This window comes from Pseudomonadota bacterium, assembly GCA_039028155.1.
Classification (GTDB): domain Bacteria; phylum Pseudomonadota; class Alphaproteobacteria; order SP197; family SP197; genus JANQGO01.
Genome location: JBCCIS010000062.1, coordinates 1 through 24,124, shown reverse-complemented (window position 1 = coordinate 24,124; position 24,124 = coordinate 1). Strand labels below are relative to the sequence as shown.

Genomic DNA, 24,124 nt, shown 5'->3' with positions numbered 1-24,124 from the left:
GTCGCCAGACGGCAGAGCCGGGGAGGGCGATCATGTGGTACGAGAAAGAGGCCGATGCTGTCGTCGACGTCGAGGTCGATGGCTACAAGGTTGTCACCTATAGCTTCGGTAGCGGCGATGATGTGCTGCTGTGTCTGAACGGCGGGCCCGGCCTGCCATGTGACTACGTGCGTGACAGCCACTCCTTCCTCTCCGATCACGGTTACCGTGTCGTCGCCTTTGACCAGTTGGGTTGCGGCAAGTCCGACAAACCCGACGACAAGTCGCTGTGGACCATCACGCGTTATGTCGAGGAGGTCGAGACGGTGCGCACCGCGCTCGACCTCGGCAAGGTGCACCTGGTCGGCCAGTCCTGGGGCGGTTGGCTCTCCATCGAGTACGGCGTCACCTATCCAGACAACTTGAAGACGATCATTCTGGAAAACACCTGCGGCGACATGCCGCACCTGGTCAGCGAGTTGGAGCGTCACCGCGCGGCGCTCGGTCCGGAGACGGTGGCGATGATGCAGCGCCACGAGGCTGAAGACACCCTGGACCATCCGGAATATCAGGCGGCGATCACGGTGCTGAACTACCGCCACGTCTGCCGTCTGCAAGAGTATCCCGCGCCGCTGCTGCGCTCGCTCAACGATTGGAACATGAACGTCTATGGCACCATGCAGGGGCCCAACGAGTTTCTTTACACGGGCAATCTGAAAGACTGGAACCGGATCCCCGACATGCACCGCATCACCTGTCCGGCCCTGATCATGGTCGGACAGCATGACGAACTGACCCCGGCCTGTTCTCTGAAGATGAAGAACGCATTGCCCAATGCCGAGCTCAACGTCTTCCCGAACAGCTCCCACACGCCGTTCTTTGAAGAGCCGGATGCATTCTTTACGGCGCTGCTCGATTTCCTCGGCCGCAATCGTTGATCATGGAGTCCGACGGGACACATAAAGGTGCCGACTGATGGGTCGATTCAAGTTCGTCCTCAGTCGCCCCATCCAACTCATACCCGTGCTTTTCGGGATCAGCATTGTCACCTTTGTCATGGTGCACAGCATTCCCGGCGACCCCGTGCGAACGCTGCTGGGCAGCAAGGCGACACCCGAAGCGATCGAGCGTATCCGCGCGGAGTTCGGGCTCGATCAGCCGGTGTGGCTGCAATACGTCTATTTCCTGGAGAACCTGACCCAGGGCGAGATGGGTGTCTCGGTGGTCTACAAGGTGCCCGTGTTGCAGCTCGTCTTCGACCGGCTGCCGGCGACGCTCTTCCTGCTGGGTTACGGCGTCACCCTGGCGCTGCTGTTCACCATTCCACTCGCCATCGTCGCGACGCTCTACCGCGGGCGATTGCCGGATCACCTGATCCGCGTGCTCTCCACGTCCGGCCTTGGGTTTCCGGTGTTCTGGCTTGGCATCATGCTGATGATCGTGTTCAGCGTCTGGCTCGGCCTGTTCCCGGTGTCCGGTTTTGGCGAGGGGTTCTTCGGCCATCTGCATTCGCTGTTTCTGCCATCCTTCGCCATTGCCTTGGCGCTGTCTGCGGTCTTGACGCGTAACCTTCGCGCCAGCCTGCTCGCCGAGCTCGACAGCGATCACATTTCGACGGCGCGGGCCAAGGGTCTGCCGGCGCGATGGATCTTTGTCCGCCACGTCTTCCGCAACTCGCTGATCCCGACGATCAATCTGCTGGGCGTCAACCTGGGCTGGTTGATCGGTGGCACCGTGGTCGTCGAGTCCGTGTTCTCCGTACCCGGACTCGGCTCGCTGCTGGTGCAGAGCATCTTCGCGCGCGACTACATGATCGTGCAGATGATCACGTTGGTCTTCGCCTGTGCGACCGTGATGATCAACTTCCTGGTCGACGTCGCGACCGTGTCCCTCGACCCCAGGATCAAGCTGTGAGCCTCGCCGAACGGCCGTCAAGCACGCGCGCCATACCCCGGCTGCCGGACTGGCGCGGCTTCGCGAGGCTGCCGCTGACGCTGCGCTTCGGCATCATCCTCGTCTTGTTCTGGGCCCTGCTTGCACTCCTGGCCGATGTCGTCGCGCCGTACCCGCCGAACGCCCACGATCTCTCGATCGTTCTGCAGCCGCCGAGCTGGGAACACTGGCTGGGCACCGACAACTACGGCCGAGATGTCTTATCGCGGGTCATTCACGGCACCCGCATCGATCTTCAGATGGGCATTCTGGCGGTGCTCTTTCCGTTTCTGTTGGGTACGACGCTTGGCGCGATCTCGGGCTATTTCGGTGGCTGGGTCGATACGCTGATGATGCGTCTGCTGGACGTCACCATGGCGTTCCCGTTTTACGTCCTGATGCTCGCCATCATCTCGATCCTGCAGCCAGGCCTGCACAGCTTCTATATCGCTGTCACCCTGGTCGGCTGGGTGTCCTATTGCCGCCTTGTGCGATCCCAGGTGCTGGTCTTGAAGAACAGCGAGTTCGTCATGGCCGCGCGCAATCTGGGCTATGGCCACGGCCGCATCATGTTCCGCCACATCCTGCCCAACGCGCTTGTGCCCTCGATTGTCTTTTCGATGTCGGACGTCGTCATCGTCATCCTGGCGGGATCGGCCATCAGCTATCTCGGCCTGGGCGTGCAGCCGCCAACGGCCGAGTGGGGTGTCATGATCGCCGAGGGACAGCAGTTCATGACCACCGCGTGGTGGGTGACGACGTTCCCCGGCATCGCCATCGTCATCCTGGCGCTCGGCTTCAGTCTGCTTGCCGATGGATTGGGCGAGAAGCTCGGGGTGCGTGACTGATGGCGCCTATCCTGGACGTGCGCGATCTCGTCGTGGCGTTCTCGACCGACCACGGCACCCTGCGCGCCGTTGACGGCGTTTCGTTTGACCTCAACGAAGGAGAGGTGCTGGGGCTGGTCGGCGAGAGCGGCTCCGGCAAGACAGTCACCTGTCGTGCGATTATCCGTCTGCTGCCCAGCCGGCGCGCGCGCATCGTTGGCGGTTCGATCAAGCTTTCGGGCGAGGAGCTGACGACCAAGAGCGAAGCTGAGATGCGCGAGCAGCGCGGCAGCCGCATCGGTATGATCTTTCAGAACCCGCTGACCCATCTCAATCCGGTGATGACAGTTGGCGATCAGATTGCCGAGACCATGCGCGTGCATCGCGGTTTGACGCGCAAGGAGGCGCTTCGCGAGGCCGTTGAAAGGCTGCGCCAGGTCGGCATCCCCGACCCCGCGTCGCGCATCGCGTCTTACCCCCACGAGTTCTCCGGCGGCATGCGCCAGCGCGCGATGATCGCCGGCGCGCTTGCCTGCGATCCCGCCGTGCTGATCGCCGATGAGCCGACAACGGCGCTCGACGTCACCGTGCAGGCCCAGATCCTGCGCTTGCTGCTCGAACTGCGCGACGAAACCGGGCTTGCCATCATTCTGATTACCCATGATCTCGGCATTGTCGCGCAGACCTGCGACACGGTCGCGGTCATGTACGCCGGGCGTATCATCGAGCGCGCGCCCAAGCGCGTACTGCTGGAACACCCACTGCACCCCTATACCAAGGGCCTGACCGAGTCGCAGCCTGGCGGGATGACACCGCACGAGCCGCTGCCGTCGATCCCCGGACAGCCGCCGTCGCTGAGCAGGCTACCGGATGGCTGCCGGTTCCACCCGCGCTGTGCCTATGGTGACGCGGCATGTCAGGGTGCCGTGCCGCCACTGGTCGGGGTCGCCGAGCGCCATGTCAGCGCATGCATCAAATGGCAGGCCCTGGAGCCCGGACGATGACGGCACTGCTCGAGGTCCGCGATCTCACCGTCCACTTTCCCGTCGAACGCGATCTAGCCGACGTTCTAGTCCGCGCGCCGCATCGTGTTGTTCGCGCGGTGAACGGCGTGTCACTGACCTTGGAGAAGGGGCAGACGCTGGGTCTAGTCGGCGAGAGCGGATGCGGCAAGAGCACCCTGGGCCGGGCGATCCTGAGGCTGACCGAAGCAACGTCGGGCGACGTGATCTTCGATGGCCAGTCGGTTCTGGACCTGAAGGGCGAGGACCTCCTGGCGTTTCGACGTCGCGCCCAGATGGTGTTTCAGGATCCTCACGCCTCGATGAACCCCAAACTGACGGTCGGCCAGACACTGGCCGAGGTGCTGCGCGTGCACGGCCTGTGCCCGAGAGAGGAGATCGACGAGCGCGTGCGTGAACTGGTCATCCATGCCGGTCTGACGCCGGACCTGATCGATCGCAAGCCGGCGGGCCTCAGCGGCGGTCAATGTCAGCGCGTCGGCATCGCGCGTGCGCTTGCCGTCAGCCCGGATCTGATCATCGCCGATGAATCGGTCTCTGCGCTGGATGTCTCGATCCAGGCGCAGATCTTGAACCTTTTCATGGCGCTGCGCCGCGAGCTCGACCTGACCATGGTATTCATCTCCCATGACCTCTCCGTCGTCAGGCACATGTGTCAGATGGTCGCGGTCATGTATCTCGGCCAGATTGTCGAGTACGGGCCGTCGGAAGATGTCTTCAACAACCCCCAACACCCCTACACCCAGGCGCTGATCACCGCGATTCCGGTGATGGATGCGGATGCCGGTTTGGCGCAGGACCTGCCAAAGGGCGAACCGCCCAGCCCAATGCAGATGCCGGCGGGCTGCCCGTTTCACCCGCGCTGTTCCCACGTCATGCCGGTTTGCAAGAGCGATCCGCCGCCGCCCAGCCATCGGGTCGGGCCCCAGGCGGTGCGCTGCCACCTCCACGCGCCCGATGCCGCGACATTGAGAGCAGCCGTATAGTCAAAGGGCTTTGCGTCCGACCCGATGTCGTGAAAGTATACAACTTGAGCATTCCAACGCTCTAACAAGCAGGACGTGCACATGCGTGCAGTGCCGTCACTTGACCATGTGGGGAGGAGAAACATGACACGACGATTGATGCGTGCGGCATCCGCCATGGTGCTGGCCGCCGGTCTCGCCGTTGCGGCAGCGACAAGCGCCTTTGCCGATGGCGGTGTTCTGAGAATTGGCCGCGACGCCGACAGCACCGGTTTCGATCCGGTCAAGACGATCCAGAACCTGGACATCTGGGTCATGAACAACATGAACGCCTTCCTGGTCCGGTCCATGGACGGCGTTAATCTGGAGCCCGACCTCGCGGAGAGCTGGTCGATCTCTGATGACGGCCTCGTCTATACGTTCAACCTGCGCGACGCGAAGTTCTCTGACGGCACCGACGTGACTGCCGGTGATGTCGTGTTCAGCCTGACACGTCTGCGCGACGATCCGGAATCGGTTCAAGGCGCGATGTACCAGATCATCAAGTCGGTCGATGCGGTTGACGACAAGACCGTGGCGATCACGCTCAACGAACCCTCCGCGCCCTTCCTCGCGACACTCGCCATGTTCTCGGCCGCGATCGTGCCGGAACACGCGGTGACTGAACTGGGTGACGACTTCAACACCAACCCGGTCGGCGCCGGCGCGTTCCGCCTGAAGGAGTGGGAGCGTGGCGTGAAAGTCGTTCTGGAAAGGAACGAACATTATTGGGAAGAGGGCCTGCCGAAACTTGACGGTGTCGAGTGGCACGCCATTGCCGACGACAACACGCGCATCTTGAAGGTGCAGGCAGGTGAACTGGATGCCGCGATCTTCATCCCGTTCAACCGCGTGACGGATCTGGAATCCGATCCCGACATCAACGTGCATCTGGACCCGTCGACCCGTCAGGACCATCTGCTGGTCAATCACTCGCACGCCCCGCTCGACAACAAGGCTGTCAGGCAGGCATTGCACATGGCGGTTGACCAGGGCGCCATCGTCGATGTCGTAACCTTCGGCCTCGGCACGCCGGCGAACTCGTACCTGCCGCTGGGCGCGCTTCACTACAACCCCGACAACGAGACCTATGCCTACGACCCCGACAAGGCGCGCGAGATGCTTGATGCCGAAGGCATCGAGGATCTGGAGCTGACCTACATGGTCTCCGCCGGCGACAAGGTCGAGGAGCAGACCGCCATCCTGGTCAAGGATCAGCTCGCCCAGATCGACGTCGACGTGAACATCGTCAAGGTTGATCCCAGCCAGTTCTGGGACGAGCTGACCAGCGGTAACTACGACCTCACGGTCGGCTACTGGACCAACGACATCATCGATCCCGATCAGAAGTCGACCTTCAGCGTCGGGATGGATGATAATCTCAACTATTATACGTGGTACGAGAACCAGGATGTCGCTGACATGGTCGCCGCGGCCCGGGTCGAGCTCGATCACGACAAACGTCAGGCGATCTATTACGAGATCCAGGCGCAAGCCAAGGACGACGTCAACTGGATCGACCTCTACTACAGCCCGTTCCGCAACATCTCGCGGTCCAACGTTCACGGCTTCATGCAAAATCCGCTTGGCCGGATGATGCTGGAAGAAGTGACCATCGATCCGGCGTCATAACCGTCGACGCCATGTAATCTCGAGGCGCCGGCGCGCAAGCCCGGCGCCTCTTTCTTTTGATGCGATCGCATTCCTTCCTGGCGCGTTAGCCAGTAGAATGACATTCCCTCCTTAGAACCGGTTTCGGTCCGATGTCCACGTCAAGCCCGGCCACGGCCGACAACCGCTATACGCTGCTCATTCCGGCACTTTTTGTCGTCTTGTGGTCCAGTGGCTTCATCGCCGCGAAGGTCGGCGTGCGCGACGCCGAACCGTTGACCTTCCTGACCATGCGTTTTGCCTTGGTCGCGGTGCTCATGGTGAGCATCGCCTTGGCCATGCGCGCGCCTTGGCCCCAGTCCAGGCGCGAGTTCGGCCACATCGCGGTGACCGGCGTCTTCATGCAAGCGGGCTACTTCGGCGGCGCCTGGGTATCCATGGCGATGGGCGTCGGCGCCGGTGTCTCGGCCCTGATCGTTTGCCTGCAGCCGATCCTGACCGCGATCGTCGCCGGACCACTCCTGGGCGAACGAGTCGGCCCGCGCCAGTGGCTCGGCCTGGCGCTTGGTTTCGGTGGTGTCGCGATGGTCGTCGCCAAGAAGCTGGAGCTTGGCTTCGGCACGCCGATGGCCATGGGCTGGTCGTTTGTCGCGCTGATCTGCATCACCGTCGGCACGCTCTACCAGAAGCGTTTCTGTCCGCACATGGATCCCAGGACCGGTGGTACGATCCAGTTTGTCATGGGTATTGTCGTCCTGGCGCCCCTGGCCCTGATCTTTGAGGATCAAAGCATCAACTGGACGACCGATTTCGTCTTGGCACTGCTTTATGTCGCGATCTTCCTGTCACTGATCTCGATCACGCTTCTGACCATCATGATCCGGCACGGTCAGGCGTCACGCCTTACCAGCCTGTTCTTCCTGGTGCCGCCGACAGCGACCGCCATGGCCTGGATCATGCTGGGCGAAACCCTGACGCCGATCGGCATCGCTGGCATGGTATTGACCGTCATCGGCGTCGCGCTGGTGATGTTGCCGGGCAGGAGAGCAGCCTGAGAGAACCTAGGCGTGGTACTTTTTGCGCATCCACGCGACGGACTTGGTGATCAACTCCTCCAGCACGCCCAAATCCACATCTTCCAGTTTCTTGATGTAGAGGCAGGAGCGGCCGGTCTTGTGTTTGCCAAGTTTGGTCATCAGGCCGTCATAGCTGCTGAAGCCCGGCATGATGTAGACGGTCAATGCCTGCTTGCGCGGCGACACACCGGTCAGGAAGAAGTCGCCTTCGCGCCCGCTGTCGTACGTATAGTGATAGCTGCCGAAGCCGATGATGCTTGGCCCCCACATGGCCGGTGCTTCGCCGGTCAGGCGGCGCATCATGTCGACAACAGCCTGACAATCCTCGCGTCGCTTCTCGTTGTCGACGCCGGAAAGGAAGGCGTCGACGCTGGCGTCGTTCCTGGTGGTCTTTATGTCTGCCACGAAACGGCTACTCCAGCTTCTGGCCCAGGGCCTTCGGCAAGGTGAACGTGACGGCCAATGAGACTACCGCGGCCGCGATCATGTACCAGGCGAACGCCATGGCATCGCCGGTAGAGCCGACCAGCCAGCCGGCGACAAGTGGCGCCGTACCGCCCAGGGCCGCATAGGTCACGTTGTAGCTGAGCCCCATCGCGCTCATGCGGACGTGTCGAGGGAAGAGGTCGGCCATGGAAACCGGCATCGCCCCAGCGTAGATCGACAAGACAACCGCCAGCCCGGCCTGGCCGGCAAGAGCGAGCGTGAAACTGTCGTGATGCATGAGCAACAGCAGGGGATAGGATAACAACACAAAGCTTGCCGATCCGATGATCAAGGTCCACCGACACCCCAATCTGTCGGCCAGCAATCCCGCGCTCGGGATGCCGACCAGCAGGACCAAAAGGGCGATCGTGTTGATGTCGAGCGCCTGCGCATGCGACATGCTGGTCTGCTGAGGCAGCCAGGCGGCAACGTAGATGAAGATGGTGTAAAAGGTGATTGCCGTTATCACCGTCAGTCCAATGACTTGCAGGATCTGCGGCCAATTCGTCTGCGCCGCTTCCACAACCGGCATTCTTTTCGGTTTGGCCGGCATGGTTTCGTCAGGGATGCTGCGACGAATGAAAAAGGCGAGCAGGGCGACGACCGCGCTCAACAAAAAGGGGATGCGCCAGCCCCATTCGTTCATCGCCGCTTCATCCGTGATGCTGGCGAAGAAGGCGGCGACGCCTGAACCCATCAGCGTGCCCATGATACCGCCCACCAGGCTCCACGCCGTATAGAAGTTCTTGCGACCCTTTGGCGCCCGTTCGGCCAGGAACGCGAAAGAGCCGATGTATTCGCCGCCCACCGCAAGGCCCTGGATCATGCGCATGATGACAAGCACAAACGCCGCGGCGACGCCAATATCCACCGTTGTCGGCAGTACGCCCATCAGGAATGTCGGGACCGCCATCATGGCGACGGAGATCGTCAATGCGCGTCGACGCCCGAACCGGTCACCAATATGGCCCAGCAGAATGCCGCCAATCGGGCGCATCAGGAATCCGGCGGCGAAGGCGCCAAAGGCCGCGAGAAGCGATGCCGTGGGGTCGTCTGAGGGAAAGAACAGATAGCCGATGGCCGGTGCCAGGTAGCCATAGACGGCGAAATCGTACCACTCCAGCACGTTACCGACTAAACCGGCGGCAACGACGCGTCGGTTGGTCGGTTTGCCAGATGCCATGCAGCCCCCTTCAGATCACCGCGATGCCGCCTGCCGGCCACAATGCCGATCTACCGGTTTCGGCAGCGCTGCGCCCAGGTGGCGTCCGTTCTAGGCGGCGTGTGCAGGAATGTCACGTGTGCGGATCTTTCGCGAATGGTCTAATGTCGTCGAGGAGCGCCGATCGCCACCGCGAGCGGGTGGCGCGGTGAGGGAGGTCATGATGCCGCAAGCCGTTGTTCGATTTCTTGGTGTCCTGTTGGTCGTTTTGGGGGTTTCGTCGCTGCCCGCCAGCGCCGGCATGGTCGAGGCCGAACAGGCGTACAATCAAGGCGACTATCAGACTGCCTTCACCGAGTATCTGGCCGAGGCCGAGGCTGGCAACGCGGATGCCCAGTACGAGGTGGCTTTCCTCTACTTCGATGGTATGGGCACCAAACAGAGCTATGACGAGGCGGCCAAGTGGTTCCTGGCAGCGGCCGAGCAAGGTCATGCGGACGCGCAGTTCCAGTACAGCGAGATGCTCTATTGGGGCGACGGCATAGCGGTCGATCTCAAGCAGTCGGCGCATTGGACGCGCCAGGCCGCCGAGCAAGGCCATGCCGAAGCGCAGTTCGCGCTGGGCAGCATGTATTACGCCGGAGAGGGCGTGCCGCTCGATCTCGCCGAGTCGGCCCGATGGACCCTGATGGCCGCTGAGCAGGGTCACATGGATGCCCAGTATGAAATGGGCTGGGTCTACTATCTGGGCGAAGGCGCCGACATCGACATGGCGGAGTCGATCCGCTGGCTGAAAGCCGCCGCTGAACAAGGACACTATGACGCGCCCTACGACCTCGGTGACACCTATTATTATGGCGATGGCATTGAACCCGACTACACCGAAGCCGTTCGTTGGTACCGCATGGCCGCCGACATGGGTCACTACGATGCGCAGGTCAGGCTCAAAGAGCTCGGCGAGCCGCTGGTCGCGGTCGATGGGCCGGTCGAGGGTCAAGTGGTCGGGCTATGGGAGCTCTACATCTTCGAAGGCAATGATTGGAAGCGCTGGACCCTCGATATCGCCGCCGACGGCACCTACGTGTTTTATCAGGAAGACGTGTTCGGCCACAGCGGCACCTTCTCTGCCAAGGACGGCAGCTGGAAGATGACGTCGGAGACGAGTGCCTGGACCGACGGCGGCACCTATGAGGTGCCGGGCAGGGACACGTTCAACATGGTCGGCACGCTCGGTCCCGGCAGCTGGCACCGCGTCGACTGGTACTGAACAGGCACAGATCGGCTCTAACAAATCGCGTGAATTGGCTCTAGAACGTCTTCCAACCAGTGACCGGCATCAGCACGCTATAGAGCGACGTCGTCGCGGTGATGAACAGGCGGTGACGTTTGGGACCGCCGAAACAAACGTTGGAGACGCATTCGGGTATCAGAATCTTGCCCAGCAGCTTTCCGGTGCTGTCCAGGCAATGCACGCCATCCCCCGCACTTGTCCAGATGCGGCCCCGGTTGTCGAAACGGAATCCGTCAAAGCCGCCGGCCGTGCAGCTGGCGAACACCGAACCACCCGTTAAGCTGCCGTCGTCGCCGACATCGAACACGCGCATGTGCTTTTCGCCTTTGCCGTGTGCGGTGCCCGCGCTGTCGACGATAAAGAGCTTCTTTTCGTCGAGAGAAAAGGCAAGGCCGTTGGGACGCGAGAAATCGTCGGCGACGATGCGGCAGGCGCCGGACTGCGGGTCCAGGCGATACACATAGCAGCCGTCCAGTTCCGGATCGGCCTCATACCCTTCGTAGTTCGAGTCGATGCCATAGGCGGGATCGGTGAACCAGATCGAGCCGTCCGACTTCACAACGACATCGTTCGGACTGTTGAAGCGTTTGCCTTCAAACCGGTCGACCAGCACCGTCAAGGAGCCGTCATGCTCGGTGCGCGTAACCCGGCGCGTGCCGTGTTCGCAACTGATCAGACGGCCTTCGCGATCGACGGTGTTGCCGTTGGTGTAACGTCCGGCGCCGGCAACCAACGCGCCGGTTTTGCCGGTCGTCTCGTCCCAGCGCAGAAGCTGATCATTCGGAATGTCGCTGAAGACAAGTGACCGCAATGCCGGAAAATAGGCCGGTCCCTCTGTCCAGCGGCCGCGGCCCCATAGCCGTTCGACCCGCGCGCTTGTGTTCACAAGACGCTCGAAAGCCGGGTCCAGAATCTCAAAATCCGTGTCGGCCATAACACCTCATTATGTTGCGCCGCGGCAGCCTGCCACAGCCGCGACATCGCGCAAACTACGGGGTTTTCGCGCCGCCACCGGCTTGGACTCTGCCTTCTGTGCGGGTACACTTTAACGGTGTCGGCGCAGCCACGCAGCGGCGGGGGACACATGGCAAAGAAAACACGTAAACGTCCGACCATCCGGGCGAGCGAAGGGTCGCTTGGCAAGGCCAAGCGTGCGCGCAAGGCCGGTGTTCGCGCCCGCGCCAAGGCAGCCGATCTTCTCGGTGCTGATGAACTCGAGGCGCGCCAGGAAAAGATCGGCACGAAACGGCGCGCCGGCGGACCAAAACTCGATGGCAAACCGAGGGGCCGGGTCTCGACGCCGAAGGTCGCGGAGACCGAAGCCGACAAACCGTTGGGTATGAAAAAACGAGCGCGCCCGCGTCGCAACGACTGACGACGCCATGACTGGAGGAGGGGGTCCAGGCGATGCCGCCCAGTGACTTCGTGATGTTTCGCAACGTCGGCTTGGCGGACGCGGATACCGGTGGCCAAACCTCGACCGTCGGCGAGCCGAGCATCGCCAACAACGGCCAGCAGATCTTCCTGACCGGCAACTGGTACGCGACGCGCTCGCTCGACAACGGCGCGACATGGGCCAACATCAGCCCGTTCAATCTCTTGCCGCCTGTCGACGGCGGTTTCTGCTGCGACCAGACGGTGATCTACGATCCCGGCCGCGATCTGCTGTTCTGGATCCTGCAATACATCACCGCCAACAACACGAACACGTTGCGTATTGCCGTGAAGCAGGGCGCGACATTGGGCAACAACACGTGGCGTTGGTGGGACCTGAAGCCCGGCAACGTTAACAGCGCCTGGCAGGGCGAATGGTTCGACTACAATCACGCGGCCCTGTCGAACAATTACCTCTATGTTGGATCGAATCTGTTTCGTGTTTCCAACAATCGCTGGACGCGTTGTGTCGTTTTCCGCCTGTCGCTTGATGAGCTGGCGTCGAATGGCCAGCTGACACAGACACACTTTCAGACGACATCAAATTTCTCGCTGCGCTGTGTCCAGGGCGCGCGCGATGTCATGCACATCGTCAGCCACAACACGAACCGGCAGCTCCGTGTCTTTTCGTGGCCGGAGGATTCGCCCAACGTGTCGGTTACCGATGTGGACATCTCGTTCTGGGCCGCCGGCCAGTACAGCGCGCCGGGACCGGACGGGCGGAACTGGCTGGCCCGCTGCGATTCGCGCATCACCGGCGCCTGGGTCGCCAACGGTCAGATCGGCATCATGTGGTCGGCCAACCGGCTGGGCACCGCACGGCCACGCCCCTATGTGCGCGTCGTGCGCCTTGATGAGGACACCAAGGACGTGATCGACGAACCGGACATCTGGAACCGGCGCATCGCGTTTGCCTATCCTGAGGCCGCGCCGAACGATCGCGGCCATGTTGGCGTGACACTTTTTATGGGTGGCGGCAGCGTTCACCCCAGCCACCTTGTCGGCATGTGGGACGACTACTCGAACGGCTGGCAGTTACGCTCGACCCGCAACGGCACCGACGGCCCGATCGACGGCAAGTGGGGCGATTACCTCGCCGTGCGCCGCCATTCGCCCGATGGCCTGACCTGGATCGCGAGCGGTTTCACCCTGCGCGGTGGTGGTACGCGCAATAGCATCGAGCCGCGCGTCGTCCACTTCGGTCGCGAGCGCGACCGGGCCGCCGTCGAGCGCTGGGCCAACGCTTAGAGGAGGAGGAAAGCGATGCATCAGATGATCAGGTCGCAAGGTCTGCGCCGTTTCTTGATCAAGGAGGCGCCGGGCGGCTTGGCCGCGCTGGTGATCGCGGAACTCTTCTACAAGTTCCAGTCATTCCTGCTGGAGTGCATCGCCTTCTTGGCGACCTGGTTCGTCCTGAGCTTTCTGCTCGACGCCGTGATGCGCGCCGTCAGACCGGATGCACGCGAACTCGACACCAAAGGCGGCGAAGTACGCTAGCGTGATTTTTGGTTAGCCCGCATCGCCGGCCCGCTCCCCTCCCGACCACCCCGAGGGTGCTGCCCTGGGTGGCCTCGGCGAAAACGCCTCCCGGCGTTTTGCCCCGGAGGGAGGGGGGGGAGCGGGCCGGCAACGGAATCGAACGATCAAAAGTCCTTAGCTGTCTTCGGCGCCGCCTTCTTCCTTGCGACGCGCGACATAGGCGTCGAGCTCCTCGCGGATCGCCGGATCGAGAGGCGGCTCTTCGTAGCTCTCCAACAGCTGTTTCCAGATCCGGTTGGCCCGCTGCGCCGCGTCCGGGCTGCCAGCTTCCGACCAGGTCTCGAAGTTGCGCCAGTCGCTCAGCATGGGCGCGTAGAATGCGGTCTCATAACGTTCCAGCGTGTGTTGGGCGCCGAAGAAATGACCGCCCGGTCCGACCTCGCGCATGGCATCGAGCCCGATCGCGTCGTCGCTCACTTCCAGTGGCTCCAGCGTTTCGAACATCATCTGGAGCATTTCAGCGTCGATGATCACCTTCTCGAAGCTGGAGACCAGGCCGCCTTCCAGCCAGCCCGCACCGTGATGGATCATGTTGCCGTGGGCCAGAAACGCCGCCCACAGCGACATGCCGGATTCGTAAGCGCCTTGCGCGTCCGGCGCGTTTGACGCGTTGACGTTGCTGGTGCGGAAGGGAATGCCGTAATGGCGCGCGAGCTGACCGCCGGCAAGTGTCGCCTTGACATATTCCGGCGTGCCAAAGGCGGGCGCGCCGGATTTCATGTCGACATTGCTGGTGAAACCGCCATACATCACCGGATTGCCGGGATTGACGAGTTGCACCAGGGCCAGTGCGGCCAACGCCTCGGCGTTCTGCTGCACCAGGGCGCCGGCCAGCGTCGCCGGCGCCATCGCACCACACAATGTGAACGGCGTGATCGCGACACCTTGACCGGCGTGGGCCATCTCCATCAGACCTTCGCTCATTGGCCCGTCCAGGCGTAGCGGTGAGTTGGTGTTGATCATGGTCATCAGGCCAGGCTTCGCGCGCATCTCGTCGTCGTCGATCTGGCGCGCGATCTTGTTCATGGCAACACCGTCGCGGCAGCGGTCGCCGCCCAGCGAATAGGTGCGCCACGCCCGGTCGGTCAGCGTGATGAATGCGATGTAGCAATCCAGATGCCGGGTTGGCACCGGCAGGTCCTGCGGCTCGACCGGGTAGCCGCCATAGTAATGGACGACGTTCAGGCTTTGCGATAGGCGAAGGAGATCACAAAAGTCGTCGTAGCAACCGGGCCTACGACCGCGGTCAAGATCGGAACAGTTCGGTGTGCTGCTCACCGGCGTGACGACCACATGGTTGCCACCGAACACAACGTCGCGGTCGGGATTGCGGCTGTGGATGGTGAACTCAGATGGCGCCTTGTCGATCTGCTCCATCACCATGGCGCGGTCGAAGCGGACGCGCATGGTCGCGTCGTCGACATCGGCGCCCGCGTCTTTCAGAAGACGCCGCGCATTCTCGCCCATGACCTCCATGCCCAGATCCTCGAGCACCTGGAGCGAGCTGTTGTGGATATGCTCGATCTGATCGGCGCTTAGTATATCGACGGGAGGAAAACGGTTCCTGACCTGGCGCCAGGGCAGTTGATGCAGAGCGCCTTTGGTCCTGCCGCCGGCTTGGCGTCTTGATGTGCGTCGCGCCATGGGATCCGCCTGAACTGTTCCTAACCAAGGGTCGGCGAAAGGCTAGGGAGCGCGCCATGTCGCTGGAAAGCACCAGGGCGTCACCTTTGGTCACGAAAACGCCACGCCCAAAAAAGGGTCGAGCAGGTCAGGCGGCGTCCTTGGACTGGGCCTTGCGTCGCGTGACGAAGTCCTCGAGCGCCTCGTCGATGGCCGGGTCCATTGGCGGTGGACTGTAATCATCCAGCAGCTGTTTCCAGATGGCGTTGGCGCGTTGGGCGGCATCGGGACTGCCGGCTTCGGCCCAACTCTCGAAGTTGCGCCAGTCCGAGACGACCGGTTCGTAAAATGCTTTTTCGTAACGATCGAGCGTGTGCTGGGTGCCGAAGAAGTGGCCGCCGGGACCAACGTCGGCCATCGCCTCGATGCCGATCTCCGCGTCCGTGACCGTGATCGGCTCCAAGACCTCGGCGATCATCTGCAGCATTTCGACGTCGATGATCATCTTCTCGAAGCTTGCCACCAGCCCGCCTTCCAGCCAGCCGGCGCCGTGCATCATCAGATTGACGTGCCCCATGACGGCACCCCAGATCGACATCTGGGATTCGTAGGCGGCCTGCGCATCCGGCGCGTTTGACGCGTTGGTGTTGCTGGAGCGATAGGGCACGCTGTTCAACCGGGCGAGCTGGCCGCCGATCAGCGCGGCGCGCGTGTATTCCGGCGTGCCGAAGGCGGGCGCGCCCGACTTCATATCGACATTGCTGGTGAAGCCGCCATACATCACCGGCGCGCCGGGGTTGGCGAGCTGGATCAGCGTTATGCCGGCCAGCGCCTCGGCATTCTGCTGGGTCAGCGCGCCGACCACGGTCGCCGGCGCCATGGCGCCGCACAGGGTGAACGGCGTCACGATGACCGGCTGGTGATGGTCGGCCATGCGTAACAGGCCATCCAGCATCGGCCCGTCATAGCGCAGCGGCGAGTTGGCGTTGACGACGGTGACCACGCTCGGCTCGTGCAGTAGTTGCTCGCGATCGATACCGCGCACAATGCAGATGATGTCGAGGGCGTCCTCGACGCGGTCGCGACCCAGGGAATAGGCATGCCAGGCCCGGTCGGTCAGGCGCGCGAAGGCGGCGTAACAATCCAGATGCCGGGTCGGCGCCGGCAGATCCGTCGGCTCGACGGGATAGCCGCAGACCAGGTGCAGGATGTTCAGGCTCTGCGCCAACCTCAGGAAATTCTGGTAGTCGGCGAAGTTGCCTTCGCGCCGGCCGTTGTCCAGATCAGCCGCGAAAGGGGGGCTCGCGACGGGCGAAAACGCGATCGCGTTGCCGCCGATCTCCAGATTGCGTTCGGCGTTACGGGCATGAAGCGTGAAACGGTCCGGCGCCTTGGCAACGGCTTCGGTGACCAGATTTCGGTCGAACCGGACGCGCCGATTGCCTCGGTCGACATCGGCGCCCGCCGTTTGAAGAATGTCGAGCGCGCGGTCCTCTAGAAACTCAATGCCGATATCTTCCAGGACATCCAGAGATCGATCCTGGATCATCTGGAGCTCGTCGGCGGAGACGGCCTCAAGCGGCGGGAACGGGTTGGTCACCCGCCGCCAGGGCAGTTGGTGAAAGCCTTGCCCCTTGCTGCGCCGCTCACGCCGCCGCGACCGCTCTCTTGTCATGTATGTTGTCCTTTGAACAGAACCCTTTAGACGATGACGCTAAGGCCGCAATCGAGCCATGTAAACTAGCTTGCGCTGACGCAATCGCAGGTTTAAGCGGATGGTTCCGGCCTCGCAGATCATGCGATGCCCAAGGTGGTGCAGGGCGAAACGATGACCAACGACTTTCGGCTGGTGCCCGGCCAGCTCACGCTCAGCGATATCGCCGTGCTCGGCGGTGCGGGAAACCGCCTTACGGTGGATGAGGGTGCTTGGGCCGCGGTTGAACGGGCTTCCGGCCTGGTTCAGGCGGTCGCCGACGGAACGGATCGCGTCTACGGCATCAACACCGGCTTCGGCAGCCTGGCCAGCACATCGATCTCGCACGATCGCCTGCGCGATCTGCAGCGCCGGATCGTGCTGAGCCATGCGGCGGGCGTCGGCCCCGACCTGCCCGATACCGTCGTGCGCCGCACCCTCGCGCTGAAGATCAATGCGCTGAGCCAAGGTTTCTCCGGATGCCGGCGCGAGGTCATCGAGGTATTGATGGCGCTCTACAACGCCGATGCGCTGCCAAGCGTGCCCCAGCAGGGTTCGGTCGGCGCGTCTGGCGACCTCGCGCCTTTGGCCCATCTGTCGGCGGCACTGCTCGGCGTCGGCACGATCAAGGTGGCTGGCGAAGCAATGCCGGCACAGGAGGGGCTTGCCGCGCTCGGCATGACACCGCTTGAACTCGACGCCAAGGAAGGTCTCGCGCTGCTGAATGGCACCCAGGTTTCGACCGCGCTCGCGGCCGGCGGGCTCCTTGCCATCCATGACGTCTTCGCCGCCGCCGTTATCGCCGGCACGATGAGCATTGATGCCTCGCTTGGCAGTGATGCACCGTTCGACGAACGCATCAACGCGGTGCGGCGACAAAAGGGTCAGCAAGACATCGCGGCGATCTACCGCGCGCTGCTCGACGGCAGCGAGATCCGCAAGTCCCATGTCGACTGCGACCGCGTGCAGGATCCGTACTCACTGCGTTGTCAGCCACAGGTGATGGGCGCATGTCTCGACCACATCCGTTTCGCCGGCGACGTCATCACGCGAGAGGCGAACGGTGTTACCGACAATCCACTTGTGTTCGCCGCGGAAGGTGACGTGCTCTCCGGCGGCAACTTCCATGCCGAGCCGATCGCGCTTGCCGCCGACAACCTGGCGCTGGCGCTGGCCGAGATCGGCTCGCTGAGCGAACGGCGCATCGCGCTTTTGACCGACGCCAGAATGAGCAACCTGCCGCCCTTCCTGGTCGAGGACAGCGGCGTCAACTCCGGCTTTATGATCGCGCAGGTGACCGGCGCCGCGTTGGCGGCCGAGAACAAACAGAAAGCGGCGCCCGCCAGCATCGATAGCCTGCCGACCTCGGCCAATCAGGAAGACCACGTTTCCATGGCGACCCATGGTGCCTTCCGTCTGCTGGCCATGGCCGACAATGCAGCGGCCATCACCGCGATCGAACTGTTGGCGGCAGCGCAGGGCATAGATTTCAGGAAGCCGCTTCGAACCTCGGCCAGGCTAGCCGATGCGATGAACCTGATCCGCGAGCGTGTGGCGTTCTATGAAGAAGACCGCTACTTCGCGCCCGACATCGACGCTATCGCGTCACTGGTGCGCGATGGCGGCTTCCGGCATTTCATGCCCGAGACCTTGTTCGCGGCAGGTACCTGAAGTCGCTTCCCAAGTCCCAACTGCGGATCAGCCCGGTGACCGATGTGTCCCTGTCTCCGAAGACAAGGTTTGAACGTTGCAGCATGTCCGTTCGTGGTTCGCCACGGCGGTCGTAAACGTCTCGGCGTCCAAGAGACATAATCCAAGTCCCTCCAGATTCTGTCTTCTTACGTCGCTCACACCGATGGCGCCGCCGGCCACATGGCCGGTTGCAACCCGGGATAGAGCATCGCTTGGTTCAAGGTAGATCTGGTTCGCAACTTATGCGAGTGGGAACGGTGAGACTGGCGTCATAGTTTGCCAGTTTTGCTGACATGTTGTGGTTGCAGAATGGTTCTCAAATTGCAGGAGAGCACCGACCGAGCGTTGTGCGCCGAACCGAGACTAGGCGTGCAGCTGATTGATCGCGCGCCGGAACCGGCGCGTGATGGCTTCCTCGCGTTCGTGAGAGCCTTCGGTGATCACCTGTTCGCCGCCGACGAAGACGTCCGTGATGGGATTCTGATTGCCGGAGAAGACAAGAGAGTCGACGAGTGTCGCGCCGTCGCGCCCGATGAGCAGCGGATGGCTCCCATCGACGACGATAAAGTCGGCGCGGTTGCCTACCTTCAGGCCGCCCACCGGTTGCCCCAACGCCTGGGCGCCCCCGGCGACGGTGTCGTGCCATAGCCGCATGCCGACATGGCGCTGGCGATCGGTCACCGCGACATTGCGGATCTCCCGGCGCAGCCGCTGCACGTATTCAAGCCACCTGAGTTCCTCGATCGGACTGACCGAGATGTGGCTGTCGGAGCCGATGCCGAACGAGCCTTCGCCACGCATGTAGAGTCCGAGCGGAAAGATGCCGTCGCCGAGGTTTGCCTCCGTGGTCGGGCACAGTCCGGCGACTGCGCGGCTGTTAGAGACCATCCAGGCTTCCATGCGGTTGATGTGCGTTGCATGCACCAGGCACCAACGCTGCCCGACATCAAAGTGGTTGTAGAGCCACGTCACCGGACGCATGCCCGACCACTCCTGACACTCCTCGACCTCGCGCGTTTGTTCGGCGATATGAATGTGGACCGGCGCGGTGTCATCCATTCGGTTCAAGCCGGTCAGTGTCTCCGACAAAAGGCCTTTGGTGACCGCGCGAAGGGAGTGCGGCGCGATGCCGATACGCATGTTCGGTTTGTTGTCGTGGCGCGCCTTCAGTTCCTGCACGAGCCGGAGGAACCGATCGGCGCCGTTGATGAAGCGGGCTTGGCCGCGCGCCGGTTGTTTGCCGCCAAAGCCTCCATATGCGTAAAGCGCTGGCAACAACGTCAGGCCGATGCCGGTCTGCTGTGCGGCGCGCACGATCCGGTTCGCCATTTCGGCCAGGTCGTCATAAGGACGTCCGCCGGGCTGGTGATGCAGATAGTGAAACTCCGCCACCGACGTATAGCCGGCCTTGAGCATTTCCAAATAAAGCTGCGCGGCGATCGCGCCGAGCTGTTCGGGGTCGAGCCGGGTGACGAACCGGTACATCACTTCGCGCCAGGTCCAGAAGCTGTCGGGCGCTTTGCCGGCGCTCTCGGCAAGGCCGGCCATGGCGCGCTGGAACGCGTGGCTATGAAGGTTCGGCATGCCGGGTAGAACCGGACCGGCCAGACGAAGCGACGCGCGTGTCGGCCGGGCATTGCTGCGGACCTCACTCAGCAACCCGTCGTCGTCGGTTCGCAACAAAACATCCTGTGCCCAGCCCCTGGATAAAAGGGCGGACTTGGCAAAAAAATCCATGGCTCCCCAATCTCGCGCCGGTCTGTATCACGCGGCGCGGAACCACCACCACCTTGTCTGTCGACACCTTGCGCAGCGGCGCAAAGCGGCATAAGCGTGCCACTTCATGCGCGAAAAGGAAAGCGTGGCAACCATGTGGGATACGCTCTGGATCGACGTGCGTTTAGCGACCATGGCCGAAAGCGAAGAAGGTTATGGCGCTGTCGAGGAGGGCGCCTTGGCCATCGCCGACGGTAAGATTGTTTATGCCGGACCGGTCAGTGAACTGCCGGGCCGGCCGTCGGCACTGGCGCGCGACGTGTGGAAAGGCGACGGCCGTTGGGTGACACCAGGTCTGATCGATTGCCACACCCATCTCGTGTTCGGCGGCGATCGTTCGCGGGAATTCGAAATGCGTCTCAACGGCGCAAGCTATGCGGAGTTGCAACTGGCCGGCGGCGGCATCCTCTCGACCGTGCGCGCAACGCGGGAAGCCAGCGAAGACGAACTGGTCGATCTGGCGCTGCCGCGCCTTGATGCTTTGCGCGCGGAAGGCGTCACGACCATCGAGATCAAATCCGGCTATGGACTGACGCGCGATAGCGAATTGAAGATGCTGTCAGCGGCGCGCCGATTGGGCACCTTGCGTCCGGTGACGATCAAGACAACGTTCCTCGGCGCCCATGCCTTGCCCGAGGAGTTCAAAGACAGCGAAGACGCCTATATCGATTGTGTCGTCGATGACATGATGCCCGCGGCGTCTGGCGCCGGGCTCGCCGACGCAGTCGATGTGTTTTGTGAAACCATCGGCTTCAATCTTGCCAACACGGAGCGTGTCTTAACGAAGGCGCGTGAGCTCGGTTTGCCAACGAAGATACATGCCGAACAGCTCTCCGACATGGGCGGCGCCGCACTGGCCGCGCGATGCGGCGCGCTGTCGGCCGACCACCTGGAGTATCTCGGTCCCGACGGTGTCGACGCGATGGCGAAGGCCGGCACCGTGGCGGTGCTGTTGCCCGGCGCATTCTATGTTCTGCGCGAAACCAAGCTGCCGCCGCTCGATCTGTTACGCGAGAAGGCCGTGCCAATCGCCGTCGCAACCGACGCCAACCCTGGCAGTTCGCCCGTCCTCTCCCTGCTGCTGATGTTCAGCATGGCGGCGACGCTGTTCCGCCTGACACCGCAAGAGGCACTGGCCGGTGTCACGCGCAACGCGGCGCGCGCGCTCGGCATGGCCGCGACCCACGGCACCCTGGAGGCGGGCAAGGCTGCCGACCTCGCCGTCTGGGACATCGACCGTCCTGGCGACCTCGCGTATTGGGTCGGCCGCAACCCACTTTACCGCGCCGTGCGCCATGGCGACATTGTTGTTCAACGATAGCAGGCGGCTATCGAATCAGTGGCCACGGGCAATTGGCGAATAGCCGCCGGTATGACCGATGATGGGCGTGTGACGTGGATGAGGAGGGACCGGACATGCGGCGACTGATGGTGACGGTGTGTGTGATGCTGGCGGTGGTGCTGGCGACCCACGGGGCGCAGGCCGGCAGCGCGGTCAATGTGACGCCCGACGGCATTGCCATCGACGGCTATGACACCGTTGCTTATTTCACCCAAGGTGAAGCCATAAAGGGTGATCCCGTGTTCAGTCACGAATGGAACGGCGCGACGTGGCATTTCGCCAGTGCCGAAAACCGCGATCGTTTTATCGCGGATCCCGAGGCCCATGCGCCTCAGTTCGGCGGATGGTGCGCCTATGCCCTATCGGTCGGCGAGTATGCCGCGGAGGTCGACCCCGCGACCGCTTGGCGTGTCGTCGACGGCAAGCTCTATTTGAATTGGGACGAGCAGGTCCAGCGGCAGTGGACGTCGGGCATGGATGGGCGCATTGCGCGCGGCGCCCAGCATTGGGAGACCGTCCGGGTTGAGGTTGCCGACGGTACCGCGACGTTCAGCCGTAAGCCGGATTCGCCGTGGCACGGCGTGACCGACTGACATTCGCCGACGGTCGTTTAGGTTGTGGGGCGCCGCGCTTTGCACGCTAGGAAAATCGGGCAAAAGCGTGGCAATTCGCAACGCGATCAGCCGACCGAAGATGATGATTCCACAGTCAAATCTGTGGTTTCCAAAATAATCTGCTCAATGTCCCATCACATCGATGCGAGGCGCGATTCTTGGTCTTGTAGAAGCGGCATCGGATCGACATATGTGGGGGCAAGGAAGGCCGAAAGACGACTCGCAGCGTCGTTGGCCGGGGGGAATAGACTCCCCTGGATTTTCCCCGGTTAGCGGTGGAACCCACCCCGTCCCCTTAGGGTTCTCGCCGCACCATTTCGGTCTTTGTCATAGGCGCCGTCTCCGATTCCCCCTCCCGGAGACGGCGCCACTTGTTTGCGCGGCGCGCGATGCCGCGATGGGCCATGCCCATGCGGAACGGAGGTTGATGCCGGAAAAGCTCAGGCGAGCAGACTTCGGATACGCGTGATCTGTTTTTCGACGGAGATCGTGCTGGCCGACGTGATCTCCAGACCGTGGTCGGCATAGATGTCCGTGTCGGGATGGCTGTCGCGCCATGCCTCCATGACCAGATCGCGCTCGCGCACGAGGTCGTGGATCAGCGGACGGAACATACGCACCATCGACGTCACCCAGCGGTTGACCGGCCAGGAGGGGCGCGCGTGGTCGATTTCGAACAGGTCGACCATTTTCACCACGTCCTCGGCCGCGTACCAGGTATCGCCGGTGACCCAGCGGTTCACCGTGAACATGCCGATGGGATACCCCTTCGGATCCATCGAGATGGCGATCAGGTGGCTTAGCGCGTCCGGTCCCAAGGGCCAAACCTTGTCGCCGTCATAAGGTACGGGCTCGGTACCCTTGGGCATGCCCTTGGCGCGCATGAACGTGTGGAAATGGCCGTGTTCGCCAGGCCGGCTCGCCTTGGGATGGGCGTGATAATAGAACTGGCTGCCGGTCTCCTTGTCGAAGATGTCGCCCTTTGGATAGTGCTGCCACTGGTAAAAGGTTTCGACATCACGCAACAGCTCGCCGACGACATTGTCGTCGTTCTTTCGCAGCACCCGATAGCACTCGAGCACGTCGCGACCGGCCTCGAGCATCTCTTCGAGATCGCTGCGGTCGAGGTCTTCGAGTTGGACCCGTCGCGGAAGCTCGACTTCAAGTCCTGGTTTGACGGTTTCTGGTAAAGCCATGCGCGAGAGGATGGCGTGAGTTTCGCCCGCTTTCAAGATTGTGATCGATTACGTGAAGCATATGTGACTGGGCGATGATCGTTTGAGCCTTTTCTTGCGTAGTGCTGATGACCATATGGATGCCACCCACGAGGTCAGGTGAGGCCTCAGCGGCCAAGTGAGGCCGCAGCACATTGGAGATAGGGTATGCAGTCGATACGTGAAGTCTTAGGCGCATGGCTCGTCGTGGCCGCGCTGGCCTTCGCCATCATCGCTGTTTGGGGATGGCGCGACTCAACGTCGGTGGCCAGTCAGGCGATAGCCTGTGTTGACGAAAACTCACACCAGGCAGATATCGCCTTGCACGGCGTGGAAGTGCCGCGCGGCGGCTGGCAGCCGGAGCCGATCTTGGCCGGCCTGCCGGGCGCTGGTGATCGCGGGACCACGTCCTACGAAGCCGCCGAGGAGCGGAACCTGTTGGCGCTTGAAGCGCCGCCGGCCGGTCCCATGCGGATGGCTCAGGGTTCGAGCACCAATCTGAACCCGACGAGTATATGCTGAATGTCCTCGGGGCGGCTGTGTCGGTCGGCTGGCCGGCACACGCCGCACCCGCGGTCATCCCATGACCCGCCTTTGACCCAGTAACGGCCTGGGCGCTTCAAGGTCGTCGTCCATTCGAAAACCTGGCCGGCGGCGTCCAGCATGCCGTAAGGGCTGGCGGCTTCGGGAAATGAGCCGACGGGTACGGTCGTGAACGGCCCGGCATCATGGGTATTCGCCAGATTGGGATCCCATTCGTCGCCCCACGGAAACATGCGCCCATCGGTGCCGCGCGCGGCCTTTTGC

General features: G+C 62.6%; 23 protein-coding genes. 15 read left to right on the top strand and 8 right to left on the bottom strand.

What is annotated here, in order from left to right; translation table 11 throughout:
- Window positions 1-32 precede the first annotated feature (32 nt).
- The 7 genes from AAF563_22270 to AAF563_22240 all read left to right on the top strand — a co-directional run bounded on the left by AAF563_22270 (window position 33) and on the right by AAF563_22240 (window position 7,430).
- Window positions 33-917 carry a proline iminopeptidase-family hydrolase gene (locus AAF563_22270; GenBank protein ID MEM7124019.1) on the top strand — a complete coding sequence of 295 codons (885 nt, stop codon included), beginning with the start codon at window positions 33-35 and terminating at the stop codon, window positions 915-917.
- A gap of 37 nt (window positions 918-954) precedes the next feature.
- Window positions 955-1,893, top strand: a complete 939-nt coding sequence (locus AAF563_22265) for an ABC transporter permease (GenBank protein ID MEM7124018.1) — start codon at window positions 955-957, stop codon at window positions 1,891-1,893.
- A gap of 32 nt (window positions 1,894-1,925) precedes the next feature.
- Window positions 1,926-2,759: an ABC transporter permease gene (locus AAF563_22260; protein MEM7124017.1), complete on the top strand. Its 834-nt coding sequence runs from the start codon at window positions 1,926-1,928 to the stop codon at window positions 2,757-2,759.
- Window positions 2,756-3,742, top strand: coding sequence for an ABC transporter ATP-binding protein (locus AAF563_22255; GenBank protein ID MEM7124016.1), 987 nt, complete (start codon window positions 2,756-2,758; stop codon window positions 3,740-3,742). The genes AAF563_22260 and AAF563_22255 overlap by 4 nt, the downstream gene beginning before the upstream one ends.
- Window positions 3,739-4,746 (top strand): ABC transporter ATP-binding protein, encoded by a 1,008-nt coding sequence (locus AAF563_22250; GenBank protein ID MEM7124015.1) that lies wholly within the window; start codon window positions 3,739-3,741, stop codon window positions 4,744-4,746. Before AAF563_22255 ends, AAF563_22250 begins: the two co-directional genes overlap by 4 nt.
- 123 nt (window positions 4,747-4,869) lie before the next feature.
- On the top strand, window positions 4,870-6,396 hold the full coding sequence (locus AAF563_22245; protein MEM7124014.1) for an ABC transporter substrate-binding protein: 1,527 nt from the start codon (window positions 4,870-4,872) through the stop codon (window positions 6,394-6,396).
- A 131-nt stretch (window positions 6,397-6,527) separates the two neighbouring features.
- A complete protein-coding gene (locus tag AAF563_22240) occupies window positions 6,528-7,430 on the top strand; it encodes a DMT family transporter (GenBank protein ID MEM7124013.1) in 903 nt (300 codons plus the stop codon).
- Between the two features lie 6 nt (window positions 7,431-7,436).
- Here AAF563_22240 and AAF563_22235 read toward each other — a convergent pair whose 3' ends face one another.
- A complete protein-coding gene (locus AAF563_22235; GenBank protein ID MEM7124012.1) occupies window positions 7,437-7,856 on the bottom strand; it encodes a DUF1801 domain-containing protein in 420 nt (139 codons plus the stop codon).
- Between the two features lie 7 nt (window positions 7,857-7,863).
- On the bottom strand, window positions 7,864-9,120 hold the full coding sequence (locus AAF563_22230) for an MFS transporter (protein MEM7124011.1): 1,257 nt from the start codon (window positions 9,118-9,120) through the stop codon (window positions 7,864-7,866).
- A gap of 199 nt (window positions 9,121-9,319) precedes the next feature.
- Here AAF563_22230 and AAF563_22225 point away from each other — a divergent pair, with 199 nt between their 5' ends.
- A complete protein-coding gene (locus AAF563_22225; protein ID MEM7124010.1) occupies window positions 9,320-10,366 on the top strand; it encodes a tetratricopeptide repeat protein in 1,047 nt (348 codons plus the stop codon).
- Window positions 10,367-10,406: 40 nt separating this feature from the next.
- On the opposite strand, the gene AAF563_22220 is transcribed toward AAF563_22225, so the two are convergent.
- Window positions 10,407-11,324 carry an SMP-30/gluconolactonase/LRE family protein gene (locus tag AAF563_22220; GenBank protein MEM7124009.1) on the bottom strand — a complete coding sequence of 306 codons (918 nt, stop codon included), beginning with the start codon at window positions 11,322-11,324 and terminating at the stop codon, window positions 10,407-10,409.
- Window positions 11,325-11,474: 150 nt separating this feature from the next.
- On the opposite strand from AAF563_22220, the gene AAF563_22215 reads away from it, so the two are divergent.
- The 3 genes from AAF563_22215 to AAF563_22205 are packed head-to-tail and all read left to right on the top strand — an operon-like array spanning window position 11,475 to window position 13,321.
- Window positions 11,475-11,765, top strand: a complete 291-nt coding sequence (locus AAF563_22215; GenBank protein MEM7124008.1) for a hypothetical protein — start codon at window positions 11,475-11,477, stop codon at window positions 11,763-11,765.
- A gap of 32 nt (window positions 11,766-11,797) precedes the next feature.
- On the top strand, window positions 11,798-13,072 hold the full coding sequence (locus AAF563_22210) for a hypothetical protein (GenBank protein MEM7124007.1): 1,275 nt from the start codon (window positions 11,798-11,800) through the stop codon (window positions 13,070-13,072).
- Between the two features lie 15 nt (window positions 13,073-13,087).
- A complete protein-coding gene (locus AAF563_22205) occupies window positions 13,088-13,321 on the top strand; it encodes a hypothetical protein (protein ID MEM7124006.1) in 234 nt (77 codons plus the stop codon).
- Window positions 13,322-13,477: 156 nt separating this feature from the next.
- Here the strand turns inward: AAF563_22205 and AAF563_22200 are convergent, their stop codons facing one another.
- Both AAF563_22200 and AAF563_22195 read right to left on the bottom strand, forming a co-directional pair.
- The gene (locus AAF563_22200) at window positions 13,478-15,007 is read right to left on the bottom strand and encodes a trimethylamine methyltransferase family protein (GenBank protein ID MEM7124005.1); all 1,530 of its coding nucleotides are present in this window, start codon (window positions 15,005-15,007) and stop codon (window positions 13,478-13,480) included.
- A 127-nt stretch (window positions 15,008-15,134) separates the two neighbouring features.
- Window positions 15,135-16,661: a trimethylamine methyltransferase family protein gene (locus AAF563_22195; GenBank protein ID MEM7124004.1), complete on the bottom strand. Its 1,527-nt coding sequence runs from the start codon at window positions 16,659-16,661 to the stop codon at window positions 15,135-15,137.
- Between the two features lie 153 nt (window positions 16,662-16,814).
- On the opposite strand from AAF563_22195, the gene hutH reads away from it, so the two are divergent.
- A complete protein-coding gene (gene hutH, locus AAF563_22190; protein MEM7124003.1) occupies window positions 16,815-18,350 on the top strand; it encodes a histidine ammonia-lyase in 1,536 nt (511 codons plus the stop codon).
- A gap of 384 nt (window positions 18,351-18,734) precedes the next feature.
- On the opposite strand, the gene AAF563_22185 is transcribed toward hutH, so the two are convergent.
- Window positions 18,735-20,108 carry a formimidoylglutamate deiminase gene (locus AAF563_22185; GenBank protein MEM7124002.1) on the bottom strand — a complete coding sequence of 458 codons (1,374 nt, stop codon included), beginning with the start codon at window positions 20,106-20,108 and terminating at the stop codon, window positions 18,735-18,737.
- Window positions 20,109-20,241: 133 nt separating this feature from the next.
- Here AAF563_22185 and hutI point away from each other — a divergent pair, with 133 nt between their 5' ends.
- Both hutI and AAF563_22175 read left to right on the top strand, forming a co-directional pair.
- Window positions 20,242-21,468, top strand: a complete 1,227-nt coding sequence (hutI, locus tag AAF563_22180; GenBank protein ID MEM7124001.1) for an imidazolonepropionase — start codon at window positions 20,242-20,244, stop codon at window positions 21,466-21,468.
- A 95-nt stretch (window positions 21,469-21,563) separates the two neighbouring features.
- Entirely contained in the window at window positions 21,564-22,082 is a 519-nt protein-coding gene (locus AAF563_22175) for a YHS domain-containing (seleno)protein (GenBank protein ID MEM7124000.1), read from the top strand.
- 461 nt (window positions 22,083-22,543) lie between these two features.
- Here the strand turns inward: AAF563_22175 and AAF563_22170 are convergent, their stop codons facing one another.
- Window positions 22,544-23,299, bottom strand: a complete 756-nt coding sequence (locus AAF563_22170; protein MEM7123999.1) for a hypothetical protein — start codon at window positions 23,297-23,299, stop codon at window positions 22,544-22,546.
- Between the two features lie 186 nt (window positions 23,300-23,485).
- Here AAF563_22170 and AAF563_22165 point away from each other — a divergent pair, with 186 nt between their 5' ends.
- Window positions 23,486-23,839 carry a hypothetical protein gene (locus AAF563_22165; GenBank protein MEM7123998.1) on the top strand — a complete coding sequence of 118 codons (354 nt, stop codon included), beginning with the start codon at window positions 23,486-23,488 and terminating at the stop codon, window positions 23,837-23,839.
- Here the strand turns inward: AAF563_22165 and AAF563_22160 are convergent.
- On the bottom strand, window positions 23,797-24,124 hold a 328-nt coding region (locus AAF563_22160; GenBank protein MEM7123997.1), incomplete at its 5' end, for an SUMF1/EgtB/PvdO family nonheme iron enzyme. The genes AAF563_22165 and AAF563_22160 overlap by 43 nt on opposite strands.